General features: G+C 54.3%; 10 protein-coding genes and 1 other RNA gene. 6 read left to right on the forward strand and 5 right to left on the reverse strand.

Annotation, left to right across the window (positions count from 1 at the left end; all coding sequences use genetic code 11):
• Together KQJ18_RS17590 and argP are read right to left on the reverse strand one after the other, a co-directional pair.
• Positions 1–1243, reverse strand: a 1243-nt coding sequence (locus tag KQJ18_RS17590) for a methylmalonyl-CoA mutase family protein (RefSeq protein WP_253297513.1), incomplete at its 3' end; no start/stop codon positions are given.
• Positions 1244–1476: 233 nt separating this feature from the next.
• On the reverse strand, positions 1477–2370 hold the full coding sequence (gene argP / locus KQJ18_RS17595; protein WP_032940465.1) for a DNA-binding transcriptional regulator ArgP: 894 nt from the start codon (positions 2368–2370) through the stop codon (positions 1477–1479).
• Between the two features lie 170 nt (positions 2371–2540).
• Between argP and rpiA the strand changes: the two genes are divergently transcribed.
• Positions 2541–3200 carry a ribose-5-phosphate isomerase RpiA gene (gene rpiA / locus KQJ18_RS17600; protein WP_016154364.1) on the forward strand — a complete coding sequence of 220 codons (660 nt, stop codon included), beginning with the start codon at positions 2541–2543 and terminating at the stop codon, positions 3198–3200.
• 270 nt (positions 3201–3470) lie between these two features.
• Complete coding sequence (gene serA / locus KQJ18_RS17605) at positions 3471–4703, forward strand: phosphoglycerate dehydrogenase (RefSeq protein ID WP_006686878.1); 1233 nt, start codon at positions 3471–3473, stop codon at positions 4701–4703.
• A 380-nt stretch (positions 4704–5083) separates the two neighbouring features.
• Here the strand turns inward: serA and KQJ18_RS17610 are convergent, their stop codons facing one another.
• From KQJ18_RS17610 to zapA, 3 genes are all read right to left on the reverse strand, one after another.
• On the reverse strand, positions 5084–5680 hold the full coding sequence (locus KQJ18_RS17610) for a 5-formyltetrahydrofolate cyclo-ligase (RefSeq protein WP_038633522.1): 597 nt from the start codon (positions 5678–5680) through the stop codon (positions 5084–5086).
• 19 nt (positions 5681–5699) lie between these two features.
• Positions 5700–5883: non-coding RNA, 6S RNA (gene ssrS, locus KQJ18_RS17615), on the reverse strand.
• 41 nt (positions 5884–5924) lie between these two features.
• Entirely contained in the window at positions 5925–6254 is a 330-nt protein-coding gene (zapA, locus tag KQJ18_RS17620; RefSeq protein ID WP_003026980.1) for a cell division protein ZapA, read from the reverse strand.
• A 167-nt stretch (positions 6255–6421) separates the two neighbouring features.
• Between zapA and KQJ18_RS17625 the strand changes: the two genes are divergently transcribed.
• The 4 genes from KQJ18_RS17625 (at position 6422) to ubiI (ending at position 10810) form a co-directional block, all read left to right on the forward strand.
• Positions 6422–7000, forward strand: coding sequence for a YecA family protein (locus KQJ18_RS17625; protein WP_216422391.1), 579 nt, complete (start codon positions 6422–6424; stop codon positions 6998–7000).
• Between the two features lie 25 nt (positions 7001–7025).
• Positions 7026–8351 carry a Xaa-Pro aminopeptidase gene (gene pepP, locus KQJ18_RS17630; protein ID WP_038633515.1) on the forward strand — a complete coding sequence of 442 codons (1326 nt, stop codon included), beginning with the start codon at positions 7026–7028 and terminating at the stop codon, positions 8349–8351.
• Positions 8348–9526 (forward strand): 2-octaprenyl-6-methoxyphenyl hydroxylase, encoded by a 1179-nt coding sequence (ubiH, locus tag KQJ18_RS17635; protein WP_204525402.1) that lies wholly within the window; start codon positions 8348–8350, stop codon positions 9524–9526. Before pepP ends, ubiH begins: the two co-directional genes overlap by 4 nt.
• An 81-nt stretch (positions 9527–9607) precedes the next feature.
• Positions 9608–10810, forward strand: a complete 1203-nt coding sequence (gene ubiI / locus KQJ18_RS17640) for an FAD-dependent 2-octaprenylphenol hydroxylase (RefSeq protein ID WP_204527632.1) — start codon at positions 9608–9610, stop codon at positions 10808–10810.
• Positions 10811–11099 lie beyond the last annotated feature (289 nt).

Consider the following 11099-nt stretch of genomic DNA (forward strand, 5'->3'; position numbering starts at 1 on the left):
GTTTAATGATCGTGCGCGCCTGCTTCACGATTTGATCGGTCAATGATTCGACGTAGTACGATCCGGCCAGCGGATCGACGGTGCGGCAGATCTCTGACTCCTCCTGAATAATGATCTGTGTATTACGCGCGATGCGAGCAGAGAAATCGGTGGGCAGACCGAGCGCTTCATCAAAGGCGTTGGTGTGCAGCGACTGGGTACCGCCAAGCGTGGCGCCGAGTGCTTCAATGGTTGTGCGGATCACGTTGTTGTAGGGATCCTGTTCGGTCAGACTCCAGCCGGAGGTCTGGCAGTGGGTACGCAGAGCGAGAGATTTCGGGTTGGTTGCGCCAAAACCGCTGACGGCTTCACTCCACAAATAGCGAGCCGCGCGCAGCATGGCGACGTTCATAAACAGATCCATGCCGATACCGAAGAAGAATGACAGACGCGGGGCGAAGTCATCAATTTTCAGCCCGGCAGACAGTGCGGCTTTGATGTACTCAATGCCGTCAGCCAGCGTAAACGCTACCTGCTGGACGCAGTTCGCTCCGGCTTCCCCCATGTGATAACCGCTGATACTGATGGTGTTATAGCGCGGCATATTGGCGGAGCACCAGGCGATGATGTCGGCGATGATGCGCATTGAAGGTTTTGGTGGATAGATGTAGGTGTTGCGGCACAGATACTCTTTCAGAATATCGTTCTGAATGGTCCCGGTGAGCTGTTCCGGCGTTACGCCTTGCTCCTCAGCCGCGACGATATAAAACGCCAGGACCGGCAGCACCGCGCCGTTCATCGTCATCGACACCGACATCTTATCCAGCGGGATCTGATCAAACAGCACCTTCATATCTTCGACGGTATCGATCGCCACGCCCGCTTTGCCGACATCGCCCGCCACGCGCGGGTTGTCAGAGTCATAGCCGCGGTGGGTGGCAAGGTCAAAGGCAACGGAAAGTCCTTTTTGTCCGGCGGCGAGGTTGCGACGGTAAAAGGCGTTGGATTCTTTGGCGGTAGAGAAACCGGCATACTGGCGGATGGTCCACGGCTGCGCGGTATACATGGTGGCGCGTGGGCCGCGCACGTAAGGCGGCAGGCCGGGCAGGGTGCCCGTGACTTCCAGATTATCGAGGTCAGCCTCGGTGTACAGCGGCTTGATGACAATCCCTTCCGCCGTCTGTCTTTCCAGCGACTCAACGGTTTTTTCCCGTCGACTGAGTTCTTTATTGGCAAGTGTTTGCCACTCTTGCACGTTAGCCATTTTTTGCTCCGTATTACGCAATAAGTTGAATCTTTACGAGATACGGTGAGCTTTTTCATTTGGCTTGTCGCCAGCAAAAAATAGCCAACAGGGCGTCGTTTTTTGCCGCGTGGTATGTTTTATTTTGTGATGTATTTCAAAGACGTGGCGGGAATAACATGAAAAAGCGGTAAGAGGGGGTAGGCCGGATAAGGCGTTACGCCGCCATCCGGCACTCAGAGGCTACAAACAGTTTAATCCTGACGCAGTACGTTGTGACCGTAAGCCAGCAGCGCGTCGGTAACGTTGCGCATCATGCGGCTTTCCGGCGCAAAACGGTGCCAGTACAACATCCGACGCTGGAACAGGCCCGGCGTCAAGTCGATGAGCTCACCGCTTTCCAGCTCTTTTTCTATCTGTAAGTGCGGGATCATGCAGCAGGTCGTGCCCTGACGGGCCAACTGGACGAAGGCTTCTGATGAGTTAACGATATGGCAAGGCACGCTGCCTGGCGGCAGATCGAAGTTTTGTTGCAGGAACGCCTGATGCATATCATCAAGATGGTCAAACGCGACCGCCGGGGCTTTCAGCAGGGCAGAGCGAGTGACGCCGTTCGGGAAATAGCGCTCGGCGAACGCTTTTGAACCCACAAACAGGTAATCCAGCGCGCCAAGTTTATCCACCAGACAGCTTGGCAGCGCCTGATGTTGAATACTCACCGCACCGACCACTTCACCACGGCGCAGACGTTCCTGCGTTCGCGTTTCATCCTCAACCTGCAGGTTCAGGCGAATTGGTGAATTAGCCAGTACCGGGGCCAGCGCCGGAAGCAACCAGGTTGCCAGACTGTCGGCGTTCACCGCCAGCGAAAGCAGCAGCGGCGTGGAGCCAGTTTGCTCATCACCCAGCCACTCATCTTCCAGCAGTTCAACCTGGCGTAAAAGCGCCAGGAGTTTCTGCCCTTGTTCAGTCGGGCGAGGCGGTACGGTACGCACCAGCAGCGGCTGTCCGAACATATTCTCAAGCTGTTTTATGCGCTGTGAAACGGCGGATTGCGTGATGCACAGCTTTTGCGCCGCGCGCTCAAATCCTCGTTCACGAATAACCGCATCCAGTGCTTGTAGTGTTCTGTAGTCCGGACGTTTCATTGCTTTGGCGCACTCCTGAAATTTTTGCTTGTTCTGCACTATGACACAAATTTGGGTTGGGTAAAGACGAAATCAGCCACCCGGGAGCGGGTGTGGGGACATTTTTCTGCACAATGTTCTATAATGCGCGTGAATTTTCCCACCATATTCACACCACAGGCGAAACGATCATGACGCAGGATGAACTGAAAAAAGCAGTAGGATGGGCGGCACTTCAGTATGTACAGCCCGGTACCATTGTGGGCGTAGGTACAGGTTCAACAGCCGCACACTTTATTGATGCGCTGGGCACAATGAAAGGTCAGATTGAAGGCGCGGTGTCCAGTTCTGACGCCTCGACCGAAAAACTCAAAAGCCTTGGCATCCACGTGTTCGATCTTAACGAAGTGGACAGCCTCGGCGTCTACGTTGACGGCGCAGATGAAATCAACGGCCATATGCAGATGATTAAAGGCGGTGGCGCAGCGTTGACCCGTGAAAAAATCATTGCTTCCGTGGCGAAGAAATTTATCTGCATCGCTGACGCGTCCAAAGAAGTCGATATTCTCGGTAACTTCCCGTTGCCGGTAGAAGTTATCCCAATGGCGCGTAGCGCAGTGGCTCGCCAGTTGGTGAAGCTGGGCGGTCGCCCTGAATACCGTCAGGGCGTGGTAACTGACAATGGTAACGTGATCCTTGACGTGCATGGTCTGGAAATCCTCGACGCTATCGCACTGGAAAACGCCATTAATGCGATTCCGGGCGTGGTAACCGTAGGTTTGTTCGCTAACCGTGGTGCGGATGTCGCGCTGATCGGTACCCCAGACGGCGTGAAAACTATCGTAAAATGATCTGATGGGAGCGTCTTCTCCCGTTAAAAAAATTTTGGCAGGGCAAATTTGGTGACTTGTGTCACGTTTACAATATTGCCCTGCCGATCTCTCCAAAGAAAAAGTTATCGCCAGTATTTTCCTCTGACATTTCCCGCTGAATGACATTTCCTCAGCATGACGACGCAAACGTTCATATTGCTGCAATATTATTTTTTGATATGTTGAAGAGGCGGATGAAAATCCCACACACAACACATCAGATTGGACAAAAAAGACAGGGTCGGGGAAATGGCAAAGGTATCACTGGAGAAAGATAAGATTAAATTTCTGCTGGTAGAAGGCGTGCACCAAAAAGCACTCGAGAGCCTTCGTGCAGCAGGTTATACCAACATCGAGTTTCACAAAGGCGCTCTGGACACCGAACAACTGAAAGAGTCCATCCGTGATGCTCACTTCATTGGCCTGCGATCCCGTACCCATCTGACTGAAGATGTAATTGCCGCCGCAGAAAAACTGGTCGCGATTGGTTGCTTCTGCATCGGCACCAACCAGGTTGATCTTAGCGCTGCGGCAAAGCGCGGGATCCCGGTGTTTAACGCGCCATTCTCTAACACACGTTCCGTTGCTGAACTGGTGATTGGCGAACTGCTGCTACTGCTACGCGGCGTACCAGAAGCGAATGCCAAAGCGCACCGCGGCGTGTGGAATAAACTGGCTACTGGCTCTTTTGAAGCGCGTGGCAAAAAACTGGGGATCATCGGCTACGGGCACATTGGTACTCAGTTAGGCATTCTGGCGGAATCGCTGGGGATGCATGTCTATTTCTATGATATTGAAAATAAACTTCCGCTGGGTAACGCCACGCAGGTTCAGCATCTTTCCGATCTGCTCAATATGAGCGACGTGGTGAGCCTGCACGTGCCGGAAAATGCCTCTACCAAAAACCTGATGGGCGCGCGTGAGATTTCGCTGATGAAACCGGGCGCGCTGCTGATTAACGCCGCACGCGGTACGGTGGTTGATATTCCTGCGTTGTGCGACGCGTTAGCGACCAAACATCTTGCAGGGGCGGCAATTGACGTGTTCCCAACCGAACCGGCAACGAACAGCGATCCGTTCACTTCGCCGCTGTGTGATTTCGACAACGTGATCCTGACGCCGCATATTGGTGGTTCCACGCTGGAAGCACAGGAAAATATCGGTCTGGAAGTGGCGGGGAAACTGATCAAGTATTCCGACAACGGCTCCACGCTGTCTGCGGTTAACTTCCCGGAAGTTTCGCTGCCGCTGCACGGTGGTCGTCGTCTGATGCACATTCACGAAAACCGTCCTGGCGTTCTGACCGCGCTGAACCAGATTTTTGCCGAGCAGGGCGTCAACATTGCCGCGCAGTATCTGCAGACTTCCGCGCAGGTAGGTTATGTGGTCATCGATATTGAAGCGGATGAAGATGTGGCGGAAAAAGCGCTGCTGGCGATGAAAGCCCTTCCGGGAACCATTCGCGCCCGTCTGCTGTACTAATTTCCTCTAAATGGGCAGGCGATGACCTGCCCATCTTTCCTCTGATTTCCCTGCCTCAAAATTTCTTTCTGTAACGCATACATTCTGTTTTCGAGCCTTGCCGCAATTGGTAACTAAAGGCAGTGCTGCGTGTTGTACAGCACTAAAAGAAATTTACGATAGGGGCTCAGCATCGCGCTGAAATGGGAAAGCCCCTACCGAAGAAGGGGCTCTAAAAAGGAAAGGGACGATGATGAGATACGTCATCATGCTGCTGATCCTGTTAATCATCGCTTGCCCAGCATATTAACAGAGAGTACGCAGGGGGGAGGTTCGCCTCCCTCACCCTTCACCGAGGAATTTAGGTCAAAAAAACGGCGCTGTCAATCGGCAAAAAACGGCTACCACTGCCAAATTTTGGACGGCGTTACCACCGCAGGCAGTGGGATATCCCACTCTTCGACAGGCAGCTTTTCCACTAACTGGCAATCATGCGCGTAGCCCACGGGCTGGATCTTATGCTGCTGCCAGTTTTGCAACGTACGGTCATAAAATCCGCCACCCATGCCCAGGCGCTGCCCGTCTTCATCAAACGCGACTAACGGCGTAACCAGTACATCCAGCTTTGCCAGCGGCAATACGTCGCGGACATCAAGTCGCGGCTCCTGGATCTTTAAGCGGTTGGTCACCAGCGCACTCTGCGGATGATAGTGCAGGAACAGCAGGTTGCCAGGGCTGAAGGGATGAAGAACCGGAAGGTAGACGCGCTTACCCGCTCGCCACAGCTGTTCGATCAGCGGTTGGGTGTCGAGTTCGCCATCGAAAGAGAGAAACACCGCTACGGTATGGGCAAGAACAACAGGGGGAAAACTGAGCATTCTGGTCGCGGCCTGCTGACCAAATTGTTGTTGCTGATCGCTGGTAAGCGCACGGCGACGCTGACGAATCAGTGTGCGTATTTCTTGTCGGGATAAAGGGAGTTCAGAAAGTAGTGTCATGGCTGTTGCCAGGTAGAAGGGAATCTCCGAGATGCCGCCGCAGGCTGTAACCCTTGAACCCTTGGTTCAAGGTGAATGTGTCGTCACAGTTTTAAGGCTTCTCGGACGGGCCGAGCATGCTCACCAACCATGGAGCGCCACATTCTTGTGGTATGAAATATCGGCTCAGGGGACTGGCCCGCTTGCAAACATCTCAGAGAAATTTTGTCTTCACGGTCACTCTACCACAGTAAACCGAAAAGTGTTATTCAAAGTTTTGGCCCGTTTTTTCGGTTATGCGACCCTGATCAAGCAACGCTTGTTCGATGGTCTGTTGCAACATCCGAATACGTTGTTCCATGCTCGCCGCGTACTCACGCGTCTTCGCTTTTTCCTGAGTTAATTCATAGCTGATGTTCAACGCGGCGATGAAAACCAACTGCTCAGTATTTGTGACTCTAGTGCGAACTTTCAGATCTTGCAATCGCTGATTGAGATCGTCCGCAGCCTGATTCAACGCATCCCTTTGTTCAGGCGGGCAATTCACTCGCAGTGAACGGCCAAATATTTGGATATCGACGGGTTGTGCAGACATGCCACCTTCCTGCTGATTGACTGCGCTGCCTTCGTCTCCAGACCTTGGGTCCGCGAAGGGGCGACACTATAGCTACCCTGGTATCAAGATACAAGCCCTTTTCTGGTCCACCAGGGTCCAAAGTGGTAGCATATCATGAATATTCCTCCCTTTGATGACGAATGCTTATGTCTATACAGAACGAAATGCCTGGCTACAGCGAAGTTAGCCAGTTTTTGAACCAACAAGGGGCTGGATTAACCCCGGCCGAAATGCACGGCTTAATCAGCGGGATAATTTGTGGCGGTAACAACGACAGCTCATGGCAGCCGCTGTTGCACGACCTGACGAACGAAGGTCTGGCCTTTGGTCACGAGCTGGCTCAGGCGCTGCTGAAAATGCACTCTGCTACCAGTGATGCCCTTGAGGACGACGGCTTTCTTTTTCAGCTTTTTCTGCCTGAAGGTGATGACGTCAGCGTATTCGATCGCGCCGATGCGCTGGCTGGCTGGGTAAACCACTTCCTGCTGGGCCTCGGCATCACGCAGCCTAAGCTCGACAAAGTGACCGGCGAAACCGGTGAAGCGATTGACGACCTGCGCAATATCGCCCAGTTGGGCTATGACGAAGACGAAGATCAGGAAGAGCTGGAAATGTCGCTCGAAGAGATCATCGAATACGTGCGTGTAGCCGCCTTGCTGTGCCATGACACGTTTACGCGTCAGCAGCCGACTGCGCCGGAAGTCCGTAAACCGACTCTGCACTAAATACAACAACGCCAAGGAGAGTGTTATGAGTGAGATATCTCAGCAAGAATTCCAGCGTCGTCGTCAGGCTTTGCTGGCACAAATGCAGCCCGGCAGCGCCGCGCTGATTTTTGCCGCGCCGGAAGCGACGCGCAGCGCGGACAGTGAATACCCGTACCGCCAGAACAGTGATTTCTGGTATTTCACCGGCTTTAACGAGCCTGAAGCCGTGCTGGTGCTGATTAAAAGTGATGATACTCATAACCACAGCGTTTTGTTCAACCGGGTTCGCGATCTGACGGCGGAGATCTGGTTTGGCCGCCGTCTGGGCCAGGATGCCGCGCCGGCAAAACTCGGCGTTGACCGGGCGCTGGCCTTCAGTGAAATCAACCAACAGCTGCACTTGCTGCTCAATGGCCTGGACGCGGTGTATCACGCACAGGGCGAGTACGCTTGGGCTGACGAAATTGTCTGCACGGCGCTGGATAAACTACGCAAAGGTTCCAGACAAAATCTGCACGCGCCTGGCGCGATCATCGACTGGCGTCCGATGGTGCATGAAATGCGCCTGTTCAAATCACCAGAAGAGATTGCGATCATGCGCCGTGCCGGAGAGATCACCGCCCTGGCGCATACCCGCGCGATGGAAAAATGCCGTCCGGGGATGTTTGAATACCAACTGGAGGGGGAGATTCACCACGAATTTACCCGCCACGGCGCGCGTTATCCGTCCTATAACACCATTGTCGGAAGCGGTGAAAACGGCTGTATCCTGCATTACACCGAAAATGAAAGTGAAATGCGCGATGGCGACCTGGTGCTGATTGACGCTGGCTGTGAATACAAAGGCTATGCGGGCGACATTACGCGTACTTTTCCGGTTAATGGCAAATTTACCCCCGCGCAGCGTGAAATCTACGATATCGTGCTGGAATCCTTAGAGACCAGCCTACGTCTGTATCGCCCCGGAACTTCCATTCAGGACGTCACCGGTGAAGTTGTGCGCATCATGATTACCGGTCTGGTGAAGCTTGGCATATTGCACGGTGACGTCGACCAGTTAATTACCGAGAATGCGCACCGACCATACTTTATGCATGGCCTTAGCCACTGGCTGGGGCTGGATGTGCACGATGTTGGCGTTTATGGTCAGGATCGTTCGCGTATCCTTGAGCCAGGAATGGTGCTGACCGTCGAACCAGGGTTATATATCGCGCCGGATGCCGATGTACCGGCTGCTTATCGGGGCATTGGCATTCGTATAGAAGATGACATCCTTATCACCGAAGACGGTAATGAAAATCTGACCGCCAGCGTGGTGAAGAAAGCGGATGATATTGAAGCCTTAATGGCTGCGGCGCGACTGCAATGAGCGTAATTATCGTTGGTGGCGGCATGGTCGGCGCGACGCTGGCGCTGGCCATTTCCCAGCTCAGTCATGGGACGCTGCCAGTTCATCTGATAGAAGCGAGCGAACCTGAAACTGACCGTCATCCTGGGTTTGACGCCCGGGCGATTGCGCTGGCGGCAGGAACCTGTCAGCAGCTGGCGCGAATTGGCGTGTGGCAGGCGATTGCCGATTGCGCAACGGCAATCAAAACGGTCCACGTCAGCGATCGCGGTCATGCCGGATTTGTTACGCTGGATGCGCAGGAATATCGTCTCCCGGCGCTGGGGCAGGTGGTGGAACTCCACGATGTTGGGCTGCGTCTGTTTGCGCTACTGCGTAAAGCGCCGGGCGTCACGCTGCATTGTCCCGATCGCGTAGCCAGCGTGTCGCGTACGCAGGGCCATGTTGAGGTCACACTGGAAAATGGCGAGGCCATTACCGGTCGCGTGGTGGTCGCCGCTGACGGTACACGTTCCGCGCTGGCTACCGCCTGCGGCGTGGACTGGCTGCAGCAGCCTTATGAACAACTGGCGGTAATCGCCAATGTCTCGACCTCCGTTCCCCACGATGGGCGCGCGTTTGAACGTTTCACGCAGTATGGCCCGCTGGCAATGCTCCCGATGTCTGATGGTCGCTGCTCGCTGGTGTGGTGCCATCCGCTGGATCAGCGCGATGAGATCATGGCCTGGTCCGACGAACGGTTTTGCCGTGAATTGCAAACCGCGTTTGGCTGGCGGCTGGGACGTATTACCCAGGCCGGTAAACGCAGCGCTTATCCGCTGTCATTAACCACTGCGCTGAAGGCGATTACCCATCGTACCGTGCTGGTGGGGAACGCCGCTCAGACGCTACATCCCATTGCCGGACAAGGTTTCAACCTTGGTCTGCGCGACGTAATGAGCCTGGCTGAGACGTTAACTCAGGCGCAAAACTGCGCGGAAGATATTGGTGATTACGCAGTGCTGGCACGCTATCAGCAACGTCGTGAGCGCGATCGCGAAACGACAATTGGCGTAACCAACAATCTGGTGTATCTGTTTGCCAACCGCTGGGCCCCGCTGGTTGTTGGGCGAAATGCCGGGCTGATGGCGATGGAGTTATTCACACCCGCGCGCGATGCGCTGGCGGAGCGGACCCTGGGTTGGGTTGCGCGATAAATATGGCCTGTAGGCCGGATGGCGGCGTAAACGCCTTATCCGGCCTACGGTTTTGATTGTTCCGGTTTCCAGGAGTAAACAGTGCAAAGTGTTGATGTAGCAATTGTCGGTGGCGGCATGGTGGGACTGGCGGTTGCCTGCGGCTTGCAGGGCAGCGGGTTACGCGTTGCGGTGTTAGAACAACATGTTCCGCAGCCGTTGGCGGTGGATGCACCTCCTCAGCTCCGCGTGTCGGCAATCAATGCCGCCAGTGAAAAACTGCTTACTCGTTTGGGCGTCTGGTCAGATATCGCTGCCCGTCGCGCGTGCTGCTATCACGGTATGGAAGTCTGGGACAAAGACAGCTTCGGGCGCATTGAATTTGACGACCAGAGCATGGGCTACAGCCATTTGGGCCACATCGTCGAAAACGCAGAGATTCATTACGCGCTATGGCAAAAGGCGCAGCGTTCGCCGGATATTACGCTGCTGGCGCCCGCTGAAATACAGCAGGTAGCCTGGGGTGAGAACGAGGCATTTCTGACTCTGAAAGAGGGCACAATGCTGACGGCTCGCCTGGTGATCGGCGCGGATGGCGCTAACTCCTGGCTGCGTAATAAAGCAGACATTCCGCTCACCTTCTGGGATTACCGTCATCATGCGCTGGTGGCGACGATCCGTACGCAGGAAGCTCACGGCGCGGTTGCGCGCCAGGCGTTTCACGGCGAGGGTATCCTGGCATTCCTGCCGCTCAGTGACCCGCATCTATGCTCTATCGTCTGGTCACTTTCTCCGCAGGAAGCCGAACGCATGCAGCAGGCAAGCGTTGATGAGTTTAATCAGGCGCTGAATATCGCTTTTGATAACCGTCTGGGCCTGTGCAACGTTGAAAGCGAACGGCAGACGTTTCCGCTAACGGGACGCTATGCTCGTCAGTTCGCCGCCCATCGTCTGGCGCTGGTGGGGGATGCGGCGCATACCATCCACCCGCTGGCGGGTCAGGGGGTTAACCTCGGCTTTATGGATGCGGCAGAGCTTATCGATGAGCTTAAGCGGCTACAACGTCAGGGCAAAGATATTGGCCAGTATCTCTATTTGCGTCGCTATGAGCGCAGCCGTAAGCACAGCGCAGCAATGATGCTGGCCGGTATGCAGGGCTTCCGTGAACTGTTTGCCGGCGAGAATCCGGCGAAAAAACTGCTGCGTGATATTGGTCTGAAACTGGCCGATACCCTTCCGGGTGTAAAACCGCAGCTCATCCGTCAGGCGATGGGACTGAACGATCTTCCCGAGTGGCTACGCTAGCGTCCGTAAGGACAATCTTAAGAGTTTGAGACCCGTCACATTTTCCTCTCCCGGCCCTCGCGCCGGGATGCTTCTCTCATTTGAAATAATCTAATTCCACACCTTTTTTCGCATTAGTTTTTTTAATATCACGTTTTTTTCATAACGCCATTTTTAACATTTTTTCCATATTTAATGTGGCTTGATGCTGATTTTTTCTTCTATTTCCTGTTTGTTGTTCTGATTTTTTGGCGTACTTGTGGATTTATATTCTGTCATCGATCTGGCCATTTTTTGCCATAAGCTAATG

The organism is Citrobacter sp. S55_ASV_140 (genome assembly GCF_018919505.1).
Lineage (GTDB): Bacteria > Pseudomonadota > Gammaproteobacteria > Enterobacterales > Enterobacteriaceae > Citrobacter > Citrobacter werkmanii.

Bases quoted from the DNA above. Each gene is read 5' to 3' on its own strand.
- pepP (WP_038633515.1), top strand. From the start codon at position 7,026: ATGAGTGAGATATCTCAGCAAGAATTCCAGCGTCGTCGTCAGGCTTTG.
- serA (WP_006686878.1), top strand. From the start codon at position 3,471: ATGGCAAAGGTATCACTGGAGAAAGATAAGATTAAATTTCTGCTGGTA.
- ubiH (WP_204525402.1), top strand. From the start codon at position 8,348: ATGAGCGTAATTATCGTTGGTGGCGGCATGGTCGGCGCGACGCTGGCG.
- argP (WP_032940465.1), bottom strand. From the start codon at position 2,370: ATGAAACGTCCGGACTACAGAACACTACAAGCACTGGATGCGGTTATT.
- KQJ18_RS17610 (WP_038633522.1), bottom strand. From the start codon at position 5,680: ATGACACTACTTTCTGAACTCCCTTTATCCCGACAAGAAATACGCACA.
- KQJ18_RS17625 (WP_216422391.1), top strand. From the start codon at position 6,422: ATGTCTATACAGAACGAAATGCCTGGCTACAGCGAAGTTAGCCAGTTT.
- rpiA (WP_016154364.1), top strand. From the start codon at position 2,541: ATGACGCAGGATGAACTGAAAAAAGCAGTAGGATGGGCGGCACTTCAG.
- zapA (WP_003026980.1), bottom strand. From the start codon at position 6,254: ATGTCTGCACAACCCGTCGATATCCAAATATTTGGCCGTTCACTGCGA.